Source organism: Pseudomonas iranensis, from assembly GCF_014268585.2.
Classification (GTDB): Bacteria; Pseudomonadota; Gammaproteobacteria; order Pseudomonadales; family Pseudomonadaceae; genus Aquipseudomonas; species Aquipseudomonas iranensis.
Window position 1 is genome coordinate 3,179,565 of the sequence record NZ_CP077092.1, and the last position, 18,417, is coordinate 3,197,981.

An 18,417-nucleotide genomic window follows, 5' to 3' on the forward strand; every position below is an offset into this window, starting at 1 on the left:
CATGACTCAATTGATCACCCAGGTTTCCCCGCAGTCGCTGACCGACGTCCTGCAAGCCGCCGGTTACCGCGTCAACCAGAGCGAACAGAACGGCATCGTCCAGTTGCTCAGCGCCAGTCAGGGCATCGGCTACGCCGTGCGTTTCGGCAATCCGGCGCTGGAGCAGGGCAGCTTTGTTGATTTCACCTTCAGCTGTGCGCTGCGCGTGCAAGGTGATTTGCCCCAGGGCGTCGCCGAGCAGTGGAACGCGACACGGCGTTTTGCGCGGTTGTCGTTGCAGGGCGAGTTCCTGCTGATGGAAATGGACGTGGTTGTGGCCGCTGGGGTGAGCAATGAGCATCTGCGCGGCAACCTGGAACTTTGGGATCGCCTGTTGCAGGAATTCATCGTTTACCTGCGCGACTTCAGTCAGGCCACTGGTGTGCAAACGGCCAAATCAGCTATCGCCGAACAAGAGGAAGTCGCGCTGTGAAAAAGCCTGCCATGGTGATCGGCGCCGGAGCAGTGGCGCTGTTGGTGGTGGCCGTGGCGCTGGTGCTGCGACCGGGCAGTGATCCGGTCGCCGCTCAGCAGCCCTCGCCGGTGATGGCGGTTGCAGCCGGGCCAGCAGTGGCGCGGTTGGGCAATCAGCAGGTTTCGCCAGAGGAATTGCAGGCGCTGCTGGCCACCGTCCCGGCGCAAACCCGCGAACAGCTGCGCGGCAACCGTGAGGCGCTGGAACGCTGGATTCGTGCGCGGCTGGCGGAAAAAGCCGTGCTGGAACAGGCTGATGCGCAGGGTTGGGCGCAGCGTCCGGACGTCGCCCGGCAGACCCGTGCTGCGACTGAGCAGATCGTGTTCCGTGATTATTTGCGCTCGGTGAGTCAGGTGCCGGCGGAGTATCCGAGCGCGGTTGAGTTGCAGCAGGCGTATGACGCGGGCAAGGCCAATTGGCAGACGCCGGCGCTGTATCGGGTCAGTCAGATTTTCCTTGCTGTCAGTGATTCCGTTTCGTTGGAAACCGTGCGCAAACAAGCCGCTGAATTGAGCAAGAAGGCGCAGTCAGCACCGGCTGATTTTGCGGCGCTCGCTACGCAATATTCGCAGGATCGCGTCACGGCAGAGCGGGGCGGTGATACCGGCCTGCAACCGTTGCAACAGCTGGTGCCGGAAGTGCGTGGCGCTGTGGCACGGCTCAAGGTGGGCGCCGTGTCTGATCCGGTGCAAAGCGCTGCCGGTTTCCACGTGATCAAACTCACCGAACAACAACCGGCCCGCACCGCGACGCTGGAGGAACTGCGCGACCAACTGACCCAGGCCCTGCGCGCACAACGCCAGGAACAGATCGCCCAGGCTTATCTGGACGGCATGCTCAACACCGCCACCCTCAGCATCGACGGCGCAGAACTGAACAAAATCCTCGAGGAAAAATACTGACGTCAGCCAGAACACCATTCACCCCTGTGGGAGCGAGCCTGCTCGCGAATGCGGTGGGTCAGTCAGCGAAGATGTTGAATGTGCCAACGTTTTCGCGAGCAGGCTCGCTCCCACAATGAGATCCGGTGTATTCAGAGCAACCACATTAGATCGACAGGGAGTCATCAATGTCATTCACCGAACCCGCAGGACCCGACGCCGCCAGGGTTTACCTTTCGCCGCGAGACAACTCCGAACCCTGGCTCAACCAGGCCGCGACCATCGACAACGAAGTCGCCCAATACTTCCTCGTCAGCGCCCGCTGCGGCTGCTTCATGCAAGCCGCGCGCAGCCTGAATGTGCGCTCGACGCTGCTGCGCAAACAACTCGCGCAACTCGAACAGCAACTGCAACACAGCCTGTTCAGCTTCCAGAGCAGCGCCCTAACGCTCACCCGCGAAGGCCAACAGTTGCAGGCCCGACTCAGCACCCTGGCCCACCAACGCAAACTCCCGGTCATCGAACAACCGCTGATCCGCCTCGCCATCGCCGAATCCATCCTCCACGACATCCTCGGCCGCGACCTCATCGCACTGCTGCGCCGCAACGCCAGCCTGCGCCTGGAAATCATTGCCCTGGACAGCGAACTGGCGTTGCGTGCGGTCAGCGCCGACATTGTCCTCTGGCTCGCTCCTGGCGATGCTCCAAACCTTGTTCCCACCTTCGCTACCAGCGAACCGCAACACCTCGCGCGAATTGAATATCTGCCGCACATTGCCAAGCGCTATTCGAGGGTGACAGCGCGACCGGAAACGCCGGAAGATCTGGCGGACTTCATGCTGGTGCACTGGCAGTGTGATCGACAGGTTGAGAGCTTTCGCCCGTGGAATGGGTTGGTCGAGCAGCGCTTGGCTGGCGTAGTGCAGATGCAATCTTATGAATTGATGCTGGAGATGATCCGCTGTGGCGCGTGCATTGGATTGTTGCCGGCATACATGAGCCGCTTTGACCGAGGCCTCATCGCATTACCCGGATTATTCGCCGAACCGATGCAGCTACGCGCCTGGCTGGCGATCAATGCCGATTCACAAAACGCACCCGAAATCCAAAGCCTCACCGACCTCATCCAGCAAACCTTCAACGAACGCCACGAATGGTTCCAGCCCTAACCCGATCCCCTTGTGGAGTGAGCCTGCTCGCGATCACGCCAGCCCGGACCCCACACCCGCAACTGAACAAACCTTATCGAAGTGGGAGCGAGCTGCTCGCGAATGCATTCGCCAGTCGAAGCTACAGTGACTGACAAACCGCCTTCGCGAGCAAGCTCGCTCCCGAAAATCCAGCGGTGTAACCGCAGCCGAGTGAGCGACACAAATCTCCTGTGGGAGCGAGCCTGCTCGCGAATGCAATCCGCCAGTCGAAGCTACAGTGACTGACAAACCGTCTTCGCGAGCAAGCTCGCTCCCACAAATTCGGCGGTGTAACCGCAGCCGAGTGAGCGACACAAATCCCTGTGGGAGCCTGCTCGCGATGCATACGCCAGTCAAAGCTACAGTGACTGACAAACCGCATTCGCGAGCAAGCTCGCTCCCACAAATTCAGCGATGTAACCGCAGCCGAGTGAGCGACAAAAATCCCTGTGGGAGCCTGCTCGCGAATGCAATCCGCCAGTCGAAGCTACAGTGACTGACCCACCGCATTCGTGATCAAGCTCCCACAAATCCGGCGGTGTAACCGCAGCCGAGTGAGCGACACAAATCCCCTGTGGGAGCGGGCTTGCCCGCGAAGGCGTCGGCACTGCCAGCGCCTTATTCAGAGCCTGTCGCAAGACCCGCTACTGTGGCAACTCCAGATTATCCAGCACCCGATTCACCGCCAATTCCCCGAGCATGATCAGCTGTGCAATCCCCATCAACGTACGGCGCTGCGACGGTTTCACCAGCCCGGCAAATTCCTGGGCGATGGTTTTGGCCGACGCAAGCGTTTCACAGGCGTTGGCCAGCAGGTCTTCGTTTTTTGTGTCAGCGGTGACGGCGTACATGGCGCGGGGGCTGAACGGCGGTGGGGTCGAGCCGGGTGGGCAGAGGTAGTGGTCGAGTGCGCGGTCGGCGGCTTGGTGGAGTTTTTTTGAATCGAGGGATTCGTAGGGGGAGGTGGGGTCGGTTTCGGGTGGGTTGGGAGTGGGTTTGATCATGGTGAAGCCTCTAGAGTGGTGAAGCTGCCACCGTTCGCTGCTAACGAAGGAGGTGGCGGCTGTACGCGGGTTAGCAGACCAGGACTCTAGAACCCGGCGCACCGAAGTGCCCCACGCAAAGCCGCCATAACGGCGACGGACTTTGTGCGTCTAGAGTTAAGCCGGGCTGCTAAACCCGATCACTGAACATTCAGCGACCGGACCACAATAGAACCCGCCCCCAAGGCGCACAAGCCGGCGGATTCTGGCGTAGCTGTAGGCAATGGCGCAAGAATTTGTAGCCCTGAGACCGTGTCAGCAGGTGTTTTTTAAACGCCTGAGTTTAAAGTTCGTAAGACTAGGTGATTGTCGGAGCGCAACCCGGTCTTCATCATGGAATTCCGCACTTTATAGAAGTGCGGCGAACGTGGTTGGGACTGATAAATAAATGCGTCCCCTTTTTTCTACAGCGCTTGCATCGGATTGCTGCCGCCATACAGGAGCCGCTTCGACCAAGTCCCTATCGCATTGCCCGGATGATTTGCCGAACCGCTGCAACTGCATGCATGGCTCGCCGTGAACGCAGACTCGCAGAACACGCCCGAAGTCCAAACCCTCATCGACTAAATCCAACAAACCTTCAAAGAACGCCACGAGTGGTTCGAGCCCTGAAACGACAGTACTCATCGTCTGGCTCGAAATATTTCATATCTTAGACACCTCCCCTAAGGGAGGCGCTAGATTTGGTCTTGGACTTTAAAACCAATGGCAGGGATTGCGTGATTAATACCCGCTAGTCAAAGTCTGATACAGGTACCCAAGCCCGATCCGGATGAGGGCGTTTGACGCACGTTCCTTTCCCGAGGCGGTATGCGTCGTTTAAGCGAAATAAGCCCGAGTGAACCATTCATGTAATTTATAGTTTTCTAAATGAAGTCTTGAATCAAGATTTGAACTAGCTGCGATGCTGTGTTGGCTATCTGTACATTCGGACGTTATCTATGTAGAAACTTGAGAATGAACCTGGGTAGCTTCCGGATATTTCTATACGATCAATTCCCTGGGCATCTGTGAAATCATGGGTATCTGTTATGGGGCCGAGATGGTAGCTTAAAGGAATATTTTTTATCAAAGATGTACCACGATAAACCAGTATCGTGCCTGGTGCTCTAAATGTATTTGAATGCATGGTGAAGGTTACTTTTTTAAACGCTTCCTTGAAGTTCATCCTGCATAACTGAGGCGCTAAGCCAACATTTCCGGAATGAAGGACTTTATTTCCTGGGTAAACAGTGGGATGTGATGCTATGGAAAGAGTTCCTGAGAGGAATATTAGCGGGGTTTCTGAAACAGGCCCGTCAGGCAAGTTATCAAAATTCTCCTCAAGATAATCTACAATCGACAATGTTCGTGAGGTCGACAAATAATCATCTTCATATAGCGCTACGGCATTAAAACTGTGCCTCCCCAATTTCAAACCCAAAACGGGCAACATCCACTTTCCTGTCATTCCATCCGCCGCTGCCTCGCCTTTCGATTCGGAGCTAGTCCCATCCGCATCAAAAATCTGTACTTTCTGACCTTTACTTGCCTCGCCCTTGAGCGTCACCCTTGTACTTGCAGTTGTTTTACCTTCAGGAATTTCGACCCCTCTATCGTCCAACACATTATCGAGCGTGGGTGTAATCAATGCGGTCACCGTAAGCTCTCGTGGTGCCGAACTCTGCCCCGTGCCGTACTTCGCCTTGGCCACGAAGCTGTGCTTATCTCTAATCAAGCCTGTGACGAATAGTGTCCACTTGCCCGAGACACCATCTGCTACGACCTCCTCTACAAGTTGTTTATTGTTGTAGATATCAACCTTCTGGCCGTTCGTGGCGCTACCGATCAGTGTCACGGAAGTATGTACGGTGATGCCGCCGTTGATGATCTCTCGATTTTTAATGTCTTTCACAGATTCAATCCTTGGCGCCACATCCTCCACCGCACTCACCGTATAAGTGCGCACCATAAACCGCTTCGCCAACGCCAGATCTTCGCTTTTCCCAAACGCGATAAACATCTCGATCGTGAGGCTGCTGCCATCCAATAACCCCATCAAATCCTCATAAGGCGCTACCGCCTCAAAGAACCCATCCTTGACCCACTGCGCATTAACGAACGCAAATGGCGCTGCCCAGATGTATTTTTCATAGAGAGTGCCATCGGCATTAGTGCCTTTGAAAAACAGCCAGACAAATTGGTCCTCGGCAATAAGCGGGAAGCCCGGGCACCACATTTTGCCTTCGGGTGTGAGCTTGGCTAGGTTGAGTTCAGGGCCTGTGCCGTCGGCGTCGGCCTCTTTCAGCCGTGGGGAGGTGAGGGCTGATTGCGGAGGGTCTTGTACGGTGAGTGTCAGTATTTCGGAGGGGAGCTCTTCTCCATCGCGAGTGATGATGTAGCTGACGGTCACGGTGTCGCCCAGGCAGAACGCCATCAGTCCAGGCGGTACATTGATGTTGAGGCCGATTTCGCTGATTGGTTTTGGTTTGGTGATGATCGAGCCTTCAGCGTGTGTACCCGGTTTCGCGGTCCAGCAGATGCTGAGCAGGTCGGTGGGAAGCGTGTTGCCCTGTGGCACGACGACGGTGAGTTTGGTGAGGGCGGCCATCGGGTCCAGCGTCGCGCCGCCGGCTTGCAGAACGCTCGGTGGTTTCAGCTCGAAGTAAGTGCCGACGACTTGCGCTTTCGAGGTTTGAGATCGGCCAACAGGTACGCTGTTTCTTTTTACTTCATAGGTCACCGTAACGCTGCTGCCCAAGATGACTTTGTGATTGGGTACTTTAAGAATGCAGGTTTTCTTGGGCTCGAAATCGCCTTTTTCCACGGTGCCATTCAGTGGTTCGACAACATCGGGGTAGCCGGTACGTGTCGCGGTGTAGATGCCTTCGATTTCATCGCCCACTTCAATGCGGGCATCTGCGGTCAGGATCGCAACGGTCAAATCATTTTTGGCGAGCTTCTTCAGATCGATGATTTCCGGTTCATCCGTTGTATCGCCTTCAATCTCCCGCAGAATTGCTTTGAGAAACAGCAGGCCATCCAGATCTTCGACCACCGTCTGTGGAGGAGACCGCGGAGCGTCTGGGTCTGGGAAGTTGAGAAGCTGGTCGTGGACGGTGAACAAGAAGTCCAGTTCGTTATTTTCGCGTTTGGCTTTCATTAGAAAAGCCTTGTCCACGGTGAATTCAACAGTGCTTGGCGTTTCAGACCCGTGACTGGGTGGTGCGGGGGCATTATTCGAATCAGGACTTACCATAAAGTCCATCATCTCGCCGTTGCAGATCAGACTGATCACGTCATATGCCCGGCAGTAAGGATATTGGAATCTAATCTGCGCGCTGACGAAGTCAGGGCCTACACCGTTTTTGATGCTGTCGGGTAGCAGCAATTTAAGCTCGGAGTGTCCGCCCGGTACCGTATATCGATCCTTCAGCCCCGGCCGGATCAGATTGTAGATAAAGGTGAGGGGTTGCGATTCACCGATATTGTCGCTACCACGTCTAATGATGTAATAGAGGCGAGTGACCACGCCGTAGTAGAACTGACCCTCCGAAATAAACAACGCGACTGCGGCGTTCACGTCTTTTATCGTCGTAGTGTCCAGGAGTATTGGCGCTTTGGCTGAGGGGGGAAGGTTGGTATTCCAGTTGCCCTTGCCGGGTAGAGCTTCATAAATTGCCCAGAGCTCTACTTCATCTCCCTCATCAACCGAGCCAGCGAAAAATGGATCTAGCGTGACCTCAGCCATTCTGAAAATAGCACCCGGATAAGGAACCAGTGCATGTAACGGCACGCCGATGTCTGCGCCTTGGATCGGCTTGGTCTGGTGCTTGATTTTTGGTGGAAACAATTGAGAAGTCCCAATCTTGGAAGCTTTCATGGCGCAAATTCCTGACGGTGGGAGACTCCACTATCAGAGCGCTAATCTGGAAATCGCGCACCTGTCAGATCTGACAGGTGCGGGCGGTTTTCGGACGAATGGTGATCAAGCTAAGAGCGTGGACAGCCTTGTACACAGCGCCCTGCAGGAGCGAGCCTGCTCGCGAATGCATCCGCCAGTCGAAGCTACAGTGACTGACAAACCGCCTTCGCGAGCAAGCTCGCTCCCACAAATCCAGCGGTGTAACCGCAGCCGAGTGAGCGACACAAATACCCTGTGGGAGCGGGCTTGCCCGCGAAGGCGTCGGCACTGCCGGTGCCTTATTCAGAGCCTGTCGCGAGACCCGCTACTGCGGCAACTCCAGATTATCCAGCACCCGATTCACCGCCAGTTCGCCGAGCATGATCAACTGCGCAATCCCCATCAGCGTCCGCCGCTGCGATGGCTTTACCAGCCCGGCGAATTCCTGAGCGATGGTTTTGGCTGAGGCAAGGGTTTCGCAGGCATTGGCCAACAGGTCTTCGTTTTTGGTGTCGGCGGTGACGGCGTACATGGCGCGAGGGCTGAAGGGTGGTGGGGTTGAGCCGGGTGGGCAGAGGTAATGGTCAAGGGCGCGGTCGGCGGCTTGGTGGAATTTTTTTGAATCGAGGGATTCGTAGGGGGAGGTGGGGTCGGTTTCGGGTGGGTTGGGTGTTGGTTTGATCATGGTGAGACTCCGTGGTTGATTTAGCCGCCACGGCTCATCGCTAAACAAGTAAAGGTGGCGGCTGTACGCAGGTTAGCGATCCGGGTCACAGAAACCCCGGGTAGACCCGAAGGTCTCCCACGCACAGCCACCATGACATCAAGTGCAGATCCGAAAAACCGCAATTGAAACTGGGCATTGGTGCGTCTGTAAGGTGTCGGATCGCTAAACCCGATCGCTGATTCGTCAGCGACCGGACCACAATAGAACCAGCCCCCAAGGCGCACAAGCCGGCGGATTCTGGCTTGGCTGTAGGCAATGGCGCAAGAATTTGTAGCCTTGAGAACGTGTCTGGAGGTGTCTTTTAAACAGGGGCGTTTAAAAGGCAAAAATTGGCGACAGCACGGTGACGTTTTTGCCGGGAAGCAGGTGTTGGCTGTGAGGTCGCTTTCGCGAGCAGGCTCGCTCCCACAGTAATCTCCAGTGCTCACGGGGTTTATGCCAGGGCCGGATTAAAATGTGGGAGCGAGCCTGCTCGCGAATGCAATCTGCCAGTCGACGCTTCAATCTGAGCCAACGCCGTCGCGAGCAGGCTCGCTCCCACAATTTCATCTCGCCAGATTCCAGATCAGCGGTTTAGAGTGGCCAGCCACACGCTGATCACGGACCGATCCCATGTCAGAGCCAACCCCCACGATCCATCTCGAACGCTCCAACGAATTCCACCTCGAAGGCATCACTGCGCTTTACAACGACCCCGCCGTTGCGCGGCAGGTGCTGCAGATGCCGTTTCAATCCACCGAGGTCTGGCGTCAGCGATTGCAGGCCGACAACGAGCGCGCGCTGAAGCTGGTTGCTCTGCACCAAGGCGTGGTGATCGGAAATCTTGGGCTTGAGGCCTATTCAAGGATGCGTCGCGCCCACGCCGGCAGTTTTGGCATGGCGGTCGCGGTAGCCTGGCAGGGCAAAGGCGTGGGATCGATGTTGTTGGCAGCGGCGCTGGACGTTGCCGACAACTGGATGAACCTGCACCGCGTCGAACTCACGGTCTATGCCGATAACGAAGCGGCCATCGGCCTCTACCGCAAATTCGGTTTCGAGGACGAAGGCCTGTTTCGCGATTACGCGGTGCGCGACGGGCAATGGGTCAACACGTTGAGCATGGCCCGACTGCGCGGTTCGTCGAAACCCTGAGTCAGTCGCCCAGGGCGAAGGCCACCGCCGACTGCGCATGCAGCTCGGTGGTGTCGAGCAGGGGCAGGGCGCTGTGTTCGGGTTTGATCAGCAGGCCGATTTCGGTGCAGCCGAGGATGATCGCCTGGGCGCCACGGGCGGTGAGGGATTCGATCACCCGCTGGTAGGTCTGGCGCGAGGTTTCGCTGATGACGCCGACGCAGAGTTCGTCGTAGATGATCCGGTGCACTTCCTTGCGCTCGCCTTCGTCGGGCACCAGCACGGTCAGACCCTGGGCGATCAGGCGCTGCTTGAGTAAGTCCTGCTCCATGGTGAACGCGGTGCCGAGCAACCCGACCGTGCGCGCGTCCATTTCCAATGCAGCCTGGGCCGCGGGTTCGGCAATGTGCAGGAACGGAATGCTGATCGCCGCCTGAATCTGTTCGGCGACCTTGTGCATGGTGTTGGTACACAACACCACGCATTCTGCGCCGCCAGCTTCGAGCCGGCGCGCGGCATCCACCAGAATCGCCGCTGCATCGTCCCAGCGCCCGGCATGCTGGGCCTGTTCGACCGGGCCGAAATCGACGCTGTACATCAGCAACTGCGCCGAGCGCAACGGGCCGAGGCGGTCGCGAACCTGTTGATTGATCAGGCGATAGTATTCGGCGCTGGACTCCCAGCTCATGCCGCCGATAAGGCCGATGGTGCGCATTGGATTTCCTCAAGCAAATGTCAGTGTCGAGCATTCAGGGCTGCCCGAAGTTACCTTCTGTTCGAGACTCGACGCCAGTACCGACTGACTGTACCGCCGATCTTTCCCGCAACTGTGCATCTGCAAGAACTAAACGTACGCCGCGCCGGGGATCTGCCACTATCACCCTTCGCAGATCCTTTCCGAGGAACACCGAAATGAACGACGTACAGCAACTGGGCGAGATGCTTCGCCACTATGCCGAGAGCGAAGCGCACAAGAAGCAACTGTTCACTACGCAATCAGCTGAATGGGCGGCTCGGATTGGCGCGCTGTTCGACCAGATCGAGCAATGGCTTGAACCGGTCAAGGCGCCGAATCTGCTGGAGGTCAGTCGCGAGGCGTATGTCGCGTCCGGGCCGAGCGTGCCGGTGGAAACCTCGACATTCAAGACGGAAAAATTGAGCATTGTGATTGCCGGCAAACCGGTGGAGTTTGTGCCGGATGTGATGGGCAGCGGCGGGCAGATTTCCCTGGCAGTGATGGGGCTGACGGCGGCGCGGTACGGGAGCATTTCGCTGGTGGGCCTGGCGGATGGCGCATGGCAGTGGCGCAAGACCAATGGGTTGAAGGATCCGGATACGTTTGCGTTTGATGCGAATTTTCTCGCGCAGCAGTTGCAGGGGTTGATACCTCGGGATCGCGGTTAAGATCAAAAGCTTACCCCCTCACCCCAGCCCTCTCCCCCAGGGGGGCGAGGGGGAAAGGGAGCCGATCTCCGCCGCTGTCGAGATCGCATTCAAATCCGGTATTTCAGGCCGGTATATTTCGAATAAACAACGCGGTCAGTCCCCTCTCCCCCTGGGAGAGGGCTAGGGTGAGGGCAGGCCACTGACACACCTCACATATCCAGATTCAACCACCCCGGCTTCACTTCCTCCGGCGCCGCTATCGCGAGCAGGCTCACTCCTACACGGGGTGAGGCGCATACCGGGGAAACCCTTAGGTTCGGTGCTAATCCGGCATTTTCCCTTGGGTCACTGATGGCCTTTTGGTAGAGTCGCCGACGCCAGCGGGTTTTCGGCTGGACGATGGAACCGAAGAAGGGAGTCTGATCAGTGAGTCCGGGCAAAAAAATCCTCGGTCTCACGGCGTCGCTTTTGCTGCTGACGCTGTGGGCCAGTTACTTTTATGTATTCAAGGAAAACCGCGACGGCCAGCTCGGCGGTGTCGGCGAAAGCACCGCGTGGTGCGGCACGCCGCCGACCACGGAAGCGGCGTTGCTGGGCAAGGATCAACTGACCTTGCGCGTCACCAACAACCTGCGCGGCGAGTTCATGGTCGGCGGTTCGCTGGTGGTTTCCGAACGCACCTTCAACCGCTACGACCTGGGCCGCAACGAACTGCGCCTGCGTCTGGAACCGCTACAGTGGTCGTTCGGCGTCACGCCGATCTTCCTCGAGCAGGTCAAGGTGCAGCCGCTGAGCCGCAACCTCTCGTCGACCAACAAAAGCGCCTTCGCCGAACTTGAGCCTCGCGCAATCGGCGTGCACGCTCAGACTGCCGCGTTCCCCTTCGACACCTATCGCTACGCCTACAAACCGGTGCTGTATTACCTCAAGGGCAGCGAGCGCATCGACTTGCGCTTCAAGAACATCACCACGCTGATGGCGATGTCCAACACCTTTACGCCGATCCAGAAGTACAACCGCGCCGACTACATCAACGAGAAAAACTCGATGATCCGCGATGAGGACTACAAGCCGTACGGGGCGCATGAGTGCGCGTTCAGCGTCGAACGCAAAGGCTCGTTCAAGGTCGTGGTGCTGTTGCTTCTGCTGGTGCTGTGCCTGCCACTGATGCTGGTGTTCTACCGCGATGAACCGGGGATCGACTTTCTCGCGACGCTGGTGGGGATTGCGGTGGTGCGCACATTGCTGATCGGGCCGGTGGAAGATTTCCAGCTATACAACATCGACTTCTTGTTTGGTGCGGCGATTTTGCTGGTGGGAACGGTATCGCTGATCAAGGCGATGCGCGCCAATAGCCGGCGAGAGATGGCGTTGCGCAGTGGAGAAACATCCTCTTGGTAATACCGGTTGGCGAGGCACACGCGCTGTCGGATGTGAACTTTGCAATTGGCCATCGCATTTGCCGGGGTTTTGGCTATACCTGTATCTCCCCTATGCAAAATGTCTTGGCCTTCTCAAAGGAATTACAGCATGAAGCTAGCCGTCGTGATGGGCACGCTGTGCATTGCCACCCTTGGCGTGGTGGGTTGTTCCAGCAAAACCGTCGAGCCTGACCAGTATTCCGGTTTCCTCAAGGATTACAGCCAGCTGAAGGAGGCCAAGTCACCCTCTGGTGCCGAGGTGATGCGCTGGATGGACCCGAAACTCGACATCAACAAATTCACCAGCGTTTACGTAGAGCCAAGCCAGCTCTACCCGAAGCCGCAAGCCACCGAGAAAATCCCCCAGCAGACTCTCAATGGCATCACCAGTTATTACGATCAGGCGCTCAAGCGCGAACTCGGCAAATCGCTGCCTTTGGCCGCAGGTCCCGGGCCGGGCGTAATTGTGGTGCGTCCGGCGATTACCGCAGTCAGCAGCAAGACCGAAGGCCTGCAAGTCTATGAAGTGATCCCGATCGCACTGGTCGCCGCAGCAGTAAGCACGGCCACTGGCATCCGCGACCAGGAAACCACGCTGGCCACCGAAGCGGTATTCATGGACGGCGCGACCAATCATGTCATCGCGCAGGTAGTGCGCAAAGGTACCGGCAAACCGCTGGAAAACTCTTCCCAGGTGATGAAAGCCGACGACATGAAAGCGGTGATCGATGGCTGGGCAAGCGATCTGCATCAGTCGTATCTGAAACTCAAATCTGAAGCCAAATGATGCAGTAAGGCCGGTTGCCTTTTCGCGAGCAGGCTCGCTCCCACACTGGACTCGTATTCAGTATGGGAGTGAGCCTGCTCGCATTTCGGTGTATCAGTTTCGAATGTGCTGCCTGACACAACGCTTTTGCCAGCAGGCTCACCCCTACAGGGAAGCTGTGGTGGGTTGTATACAATGTCACCGCTCAGCACCCAACAATTTCCAACGGGGCATAGGTCGTCAGCCGATTTCGTGGTTAACTTCCGCCTCTTGCATGCTTTCCAATCAAAAAACAGAAGGACTCAAGTCATGGCTCAAGTCACCCTCAAAGGCAATCCGGTTCAAGTCAACGGCCAGTTGCCACAAGCCGGTTCCAAGGCGCCAGCCTTTTCCCTGGTAGCCGGCAATCTGTCCGACGTCACCCTGAAAGACTTCGCCGGCAAGCGCAAAGTCCTCAACATCTTCCCAAGCGTCGACACCCCGACCTGCGCCACCTCCGTGCGCAAGTTCAACGCCCAGGCCAACGACATCAGCAACACCGTGGTGCTGTGCATCTCCGCTGACCTGCCGTTCGCCCAGGCGCGCTTCTGCGGCGCTGAAGGTCTGGAAAACGTACAGAACCTGTCGACCCTGCGCGGCAGCGAGTTCATCGAAAACTACGGCGTGGCCATCGCTGACGGCCCGCTGAAAGGCCTGACCGCTCGCGCCGTTGTGGTGCTGGACGAAAACGACACCGTCCTGCACAGCGAACTGGTCAAGGAAATCGCCGAAGAGCCTAACTACGAAGCGGCACTGTCCGTTCTCAAGTAAGGCTTTTACAATTGTTAACGGCCTGGCCCTGTCCAGGCCGTTTTCATTTGTGTATCAGGGTTTTGCCTCACACCTTGAAACGTAAGTGGAAGGTAAATTGCCGGTAAAGCTGCTTTGCTTAAATTCACTCAGTGCTTATCGTTCAGCCTCCCGTAATAGAAGCCCACGCGCCCAATGGTCAATAACTCCATGCAATCGTCCCCCCGCAAATCCCGTCGCTGGCTGATCAGCCTGCTGGTCCTGTTGGTCATCGCTGTCCTGTGCTGGAAATTCTGGCCCACCGGCTCTGCTGACAAGGCGGGCGGCGACAAAGCGGCCGCCGGGCATACCGGGCGCTCGGGGATGATGCGGCCGGGCTTCGGCGGCGGTACCGGGCCGATTCCGGTGCGTGTGGCGCCGGCGGTGAAGGGCGACTTCCCGCTGTATTACAAGGCACTGGGCACGGTCACCGCGCTCAATACCATCAACGTGCGCAGCCGGGTTGGCGGCGAACTGGTGAAGATTCATTTCGAAGAAGGCCAGATGGTCAAGGCTGGCGACCTGTTGGCCGAGATCGATCCGCGTCCTTACCAGAATGCTTTGCTCCAGGCCGAAGGCACGTTGCTGCAGAATCAGGCGCAACTGAAAAACGCCCAGGTCGACGTCGAGCGTTATCGTGGGCTGTATAAAGAAGACAGCATCGCCAAACAGACCCTCGACACCGCCGAAGCGCTGGTCGGCCAATACTTGGGCACGGTCAAGACCAATCAGGCAGCGGTCAACGATGCCAAGCTCAATCTCGAATTCACCAAGATCCGCGCGCCGATCGCCGGCCGCGTCGGTCTGCGTCAGGTCGACGTCGGCAACCTCGTCGCCGCCAACGACACCACGTTCCTCGCAGTGATCACCCAGACGCAACCGATCAGCGTGGCCTTCACCTTGCCGGAAAACAGCCTCGACACCGTGCTGGCCCGTTACCGCAGTGGCGCCAAGTTGCCTGCCGAAGCGTGGGATCGCGGCGACACCAAGCTGCAAGCCACTGGCGTGCTGCAAAGCCTCGACAACCAGATCGACGTCGCTACCGGCACTTTGAAATTCAAGGCTCGCTACGACAATCGCGACCAGTCGCTGTTCCCCAACCAGTTCGTCAACGTTCATTTGCTGGCCGACACGCTGAAAGGTGTAGTGCTGGCGCCGTCGGCAGCGATCCAGTTCGGTACCAACGGCACCTTCGTCTATGCGCTGGACGGCGACAAGAAAGTCACCATTCGCCAACTGAAAATCGGTGCCAGCGACGGTGACAACACCGTGGTCACCGAAGGCCTCGCCGCGGGCGATCGCGTTGTGCTTGAAGGCACCGATCGCCTGAAGGAGGGCAGCGAAGTCGAAGTGGTCAATGACAGCAGCGAAGTACCGACCTCGCCGACCGAACATCTGCAAGGCAAATCCGCCGCCAATCCCGATGCGACCACCGCTGAAAAGGCCAAGAAGGGCGCATGAACATTTCGCGGCTGTTCATTCTCCGTCCGGTAGCCACCACCCTGAGCATGCTGGCCATTGTCCTGGCCGGCCTGATCGCTTATCGCCTGCTGCCGGTTTCGGCCTTGCCGCAGGTCGATTACCCGACCATCCGCGTCATGACCCTGTACCCCGGCGCCAGTCCGGACGTAATGACCAGCGCCGTCACCGCGCCGCTTGAACGCCAGTTCGGGCAGATGCCGGGCCTGACGCAAATGGCTTCGACCAGCTCCGGCGGCGCTTCGGTGCTGACCCTGCGTTTCAGCCTCGACATCAACATGGACGTCGCCGAGCAGCAGGTGCAGGCCGCGATCAACGCCGCGACCAACCTGCTGCCTACCGACCTGCCGGCGCCGCCGGTGTACAACAAGGTCAACCCGGCGGACACCCCGGTGCTGACCCTGGCCATCACTTCGAAAACCATGCTGCTGCCCAAGCTCAATGACTTGGTCGATACGCGCATGGCGCAGAAGATCGCCCAGATCAGCGGCGTCGGCATGGTCAGCATCGCTGGTGGCCAGCGTCAGGCGGTACGAATCAAGGTCAACCCCGAAGCGCTCGCGGCCAACAGCCTTAACCTGTCGGACGTGCGCACGCTGATCGGCGCCTCCAACGTCAACCAGCCGAAAGGCAACTTCGATGGCCCGACCCGGGTATCGATGCTCGATGCCAACGACCAACTGACCTCGCCCGAGGACTACGCCAACCTCATCCTGACCTACAAGAACGGCGCGCCGTTGCGGCTCAAGGACGTCGCGGAAATCGTCGATGGCGCCGAGAACGAGCGTCTGGCCGCGTGGGCCAACCAGAATCAGGCGGTGTTGCTGAATATCCAGCGTCAGCCAGGCGCCAACGTTATCGAAGTGGTCGACCGCATCAAGGCCTTGCTGCCGAGTATCACCGACAACCTGCCGGCCGGCCTCGATGTCACTGTGCTGACGGATCGCACCCAGACCATCCGCGCCTCGGTCACCGACGTGCAACACGAACTGCTGATCGCTATCGCGTTGGTGGTCATGGTCACGTTCCTGTTTCTGCGCCGCGCCAGTGCAACGATCATTCCCTCGGTGGCCGTGCCGCTGTCGTTGATCGGCACCTTTGGCGTGATGTACCTCGCCGGTTTCTCGGTGAACAACCTGACGTTGATGGCGCTGACCATCGCCACTGGCTTCGTGGTCGACGACGCCATCGTCATGCTCGAGAACATTTCGCGCTTCATCGAAGAGGGTGATAGCCCGATGCAGGCCGCGCTCAAGGGCGCGAAACAGATCGGCTTCACCCTGATTTCCCTGACCCTGTCGCTGATCGCCGTCCTGATTCCGCTGCTGTTCATGGCCGACGTGGTGGGGCGCCTGTTCCGTGAATTCGCCATCACCCTGGCCGTGGCAATCCTGATTTCCCTGGTCGTCTCGCTGACCCTGACGCCGATGATGTGCGCGCGTCTGCTCAAGCGTGAACCGCAGGAACACGAGCAAGGCCGTTTCTATCGCGCCAGCGGTGCGTTCATCGATTGGATGATCAACGAATACGGGCGGATGCTGCGCTGGGTGCTCAAGCATCAGCCGCTGACCTTGCTGGTCGCCATCGGCACACTGGCGTTGACCGTGTTCCTGTACGTGATCGTGCCGAAGGGTTTCTTTCCGGTGCAGGACACCGGCGTCATTCAGGGCATTTCCGAAGCGCCGCAGTCGATATCCTTCGCGGCGATGGGCGAGCGCCAGCAGCAACTGGCGAAGATCATTCTTGAAGATCCGGCGGTGCAGAGCCTGTCGTCCTACATTGGCGTCGACGGCGACAACGCCACGCTCAACAGCGGCCGCTTGCTGATCAACCTCAAGCCCCACGGCGAGCGCGATCTGACGGCCAGCGAAGTGATCGCTCGCCTGCAACCGCAACTGGACAAACTGGTCGGCATTCGTCTGTTCATGCAGCCGGTGCAGGACCTGACCATCGAGGATCGGGTCAGCCGCACGCAGTATCAGTTCAGCATGTCTTCGCCGGACTCCGAATTGCTCAGCCAGTGGAGCGGCCGTCTGGTCGAAGCCCTGGCGCAGCGTCCAGAGTTGACCGACGTGGCCAGTGATCTGCAGGACAAAGGCTTGCAGGTCTATCTGGTGATCGACCGCGACGCCGCATCGCGCCTCGGCGTGTCGGTGGCGAATATCACCGATGCGCTGTACGACGCGTTCGGCCAGCGGCAGATTTCGACCATTTACACCCAGGCCAGCCAGTACCGCGTGGTGCTGCAAGCCCAGGCCGGGGAGAAGATCGGCCCGCAGGCCCTGGATCAGATTCACGTCAAGACCACCGACGGCGCGCAGGTACGCCTGTCGAGTCTGGCGCATGTCGAAGAGCGTCAGGCGCAATTGGCGATCACCCACATCGGCCAGTTTCCGGCAGTGATGATGTCGTTCAACCTCGCGCCGGGCGTGGCGTTGGGGCATGCCGTGGACATCATCGAGCAAGTGCAGCAGGACATCGGCATGCCGGTCGGCGTGCAGACTCAGTTCCAAGGCGCGGCGCAGGCGTTCCAGGCTTCGCTGTCGAGCACCTTGCTGCTGATTCTGGCGGCGGTGGTGACCATGTACATCGTGCTGGGCGTGCTCTACGAGAGCTACATCCACCCGATCACCATTCTCTCGACCTTGCCGTCGGCAGCGGTCGGCGCCTTGCTGGCGTTGCTGCTCAGTGGCAACGACCTGGGCATGATCGCGATCATCGGCATCATCCTGCTGATCGGTATCGTCAAGAAGAACGCGATCATGATGATCGACTTCGCCCTCGACGCCGAACGCACCCAGGGCATGGCCCCGGCCGAGGCGATCTATCAAGCGGCGCTGCTGCGCTTCCGGCCGATTCTGATGACCACACTGGCAGCGTTGTTCGGCGCGGTGCCGCTGATGTTTGCCACTGGGTCTGGCGCGGAACTGCGTCAGCCGTTGGGTCTGGTGATGGTCGGCGGTTTGCTGGTGAGCCAGGTGTTGACGCTGTTCACCACGCCGGTGATTTACCTGTACTTCGACCGCCTCGGAAGGCGCTTTGGCAAAGCCAAAGCCGAAGGTGAAGAGGTCGCGGTATGACGGTCGGAATATATCTCCCCTGTGGGAGCGAGCCTGCTCGCGAAAGCGGTAGGTCAGTCACTGCCAAAGTTGAAGGTAAGGGCGCATTCGCGAGCAGGCTCGCTCCCAC

At 58.4% G+C, this 18,417-nt stretch carries 14 protein-coding genes; 10 read left to right on the plus strand and 4 right to left on the minus strand.

The window, feature by feature from the left end:
- The first annotated feature begins 1 nt into the window (after nucleotide 1).
- From HU724_RS14270 to HU724_RS14280, 3 genes are all read left to right on the plus strand, one after another.
- Nucleotides 2–472, plus strand: a complete 471-nt coding sequence (locus HU724_RS14270) for a YbjN domain-containing protein (protein WP_186566817.1) — start codon at nucleotides 2–4, stop codon at nucleotides 470–472.
- Nucleotides 469–1,416, plus strand: coding sequence for a peptidylprolyl isomerase (locus tag HU724_RS14275; protein WP_186566815.1), 948 nt, complete (start codon nucleotides 469–471; stop codon nucleotides 1,414–1,416). The genes HU724_RS14270 and HU724_RS14275 overlap by 4 nt, the downstream gene beginning before the upstream one ends.
- Nucleotides 1,417–1,583: 167 nt before the next feature.
- Nucleotides 1,584–2,564: a substrate-binding domain-containing protein gene (locus HU724_RS14280; protein WP_186566813.1), complete on the plus strand. Its 981-nt coding sequence runs from the start codon at nucleotides 1,584–1,586 to the stop codon at nucleotides 2,562–2,564.
- A gap of 665 nt (nucleotides 2,565–3,229) precedes the next feature.
- Here the strand turns inward: HU724_RS14280 and HU724_RS14285 are convergent.
- The 3 genes from HU724_RS14285 to HU724_RS14295 form a co-directional block, all read right to left on the minus strand.
- Nucleotides 3,230–3,589 (minus strand): DUF6124 family protein, encoded by a 360-nt coding sequence (locus HU724_RS14285; RefSeq protein WP_042610027.1) that lies wholly within the window; start codon nucleotides 3,587–3,589, stop codon nucleotides 3,230–3,232.
- A 955-nt stretch (nucleotides 3,590–4,544) separates the two neighbouring features.
- A complete protein-coding gene (locus tag HU724_RS14290) occupies nucleotides 4,545–7,490 on the minus strand; it encodes a hypothetical protein (RefSeq protein WP_186566811.1) in 2,946 nt (981 codons plus the stop codon).
- 346 nt (nucleotides 7,491–7,836) lie between these two features.
- On the minus strand, nucleotides 7,837–8,196 hold the full coding sequence (locus HU724_RS14295) for a DUF6124 family protein (RefSeq protein WP_186566809.1): 360 nt from the start codon (nucleotides 8,194–8,196) through the stop codon (nucleotides 7,837–7,839).
- 654 nt (nucleotides 8,197–8,850) lie between these two features.
- On the opposite strand from HU724_RS14295, the gene HU724_RS14300 reads away from it, so the two are divergent.
- A complete protein-coding gene (locus tag HU724_RS14300; RefSeq protein WP_186566807.1) occupies nucleotides 8,851–9,369 on the plus strand; it encodes a GNAT family N-acetyltransferase in 519 nt (172 codons plus the stop codon).
- Nucleotide 9,370: 1 nt separating this feature from the next.
- On the opposite strand, the gene HU724_RS14305 is transcribed toward HU724_RS14300, so the two are convergent.
- Complete coding sequence (locus tag HU724_RS14305; RefSeq protein WP_186566805.1) at nucleotides 9,371–10,063, minus strand: aspartate/glutamate racemase family protein; 693 nt, start codon at nucleotides 10,061–10,063, stop codon at nucleotides 9,371–9,373.
- 197 nt (nucleotides 10,064–10,260) lie between these two features.
- On the opposite strand from HU724_RS14305, the gene HU724_RS14310 reads away from it, so the two are divergent.
- The 6 genes from HU724_RS14310 (at nucleotide 10,261) to HU724_RS14335 (ending at nucleotide 18,308) form a co-directional block, all read left to right on the plus strand.
- The gene (locus HU724_RS14310; protein ID WP_186566803.1) at nucleotides 10,261–10,752 is read left to right on the plus strand and encodes a hypothetical protein; all 492 of its coding nucleotides are present in this window, start codon (nucleotides 10,261–10,263) and stop codon (nucleotides 10,750–10,752) included.
- Between the two features lie 408 nt (nucleotides 10,753–11,160).
- Complete coding sequence (locus HU724_RS14315) at nucleotides 11,161–12,135, plus strand: hypothetical protein (RefSeq protein WP_186566801.1); 975 nt, start codon at nucleotides 11,161–11,163, stop codon at nucleotides 12,133–12,135.
- A 129-nt stretch (nucleotides 12,136–12,264) separates the two neighbouring features.
- A complete protein-coding gene (locus tag HU724_RS14320; RefSeq protein ID WP_076563101.1) occupies nucleotides 12,265–12,942 on the plus strand; it encodes a DUF3313 domain-containing protein in 678 nt (225 codons plus the stop codon).
- 288 nt (nucleotides 12,943–13,230) lie between these two features.
- Complete coding sequence (tpx, locus tag HU724_RS14325; protein ID WP_016774621.1) at nucleotides 13,231–13,731, plus strand: thiol peroxidase; 501 nt, start codon at nucleotides 13,231–13,233, stop codon at nucleotides 13,729–13,731.
- 174 nt (nucleotides 13,732–13,905) lie between these two features.
- Complete coding sequence (locus HU724_RS14330) at nucleotides 13,906–15,210, plus strand: MdtA/MuxA family multidrug efflux RND transporter periplasmic adaptor subunit (protein WP_130887338.1); 1,305 nt, start codon at nucleotides 13,906–13,908, stop codon at nucleotides 15,208–15,210.
- The gene (locus HU724_RS14335; protein WP_186566799.1) at nucleotides 15,207–18,308 is read left to right on the plus strand and encodes an MdtB/MuxB family multidrug efflux RND transporter permease subunit; all 3,102 of its coding nucleotides are present in this window, start codon (nucleotides 15,207–15,209) and stop codon (nucleotides 18,306–18,308) included. The genes HU724_RS14330 and HU724_RS14335 overlap by 4 nt, the downstream gene beginning before the upstream one ends.
- Nucleotides 18,309–18,417: the final 109 nt, after the last annotated feature.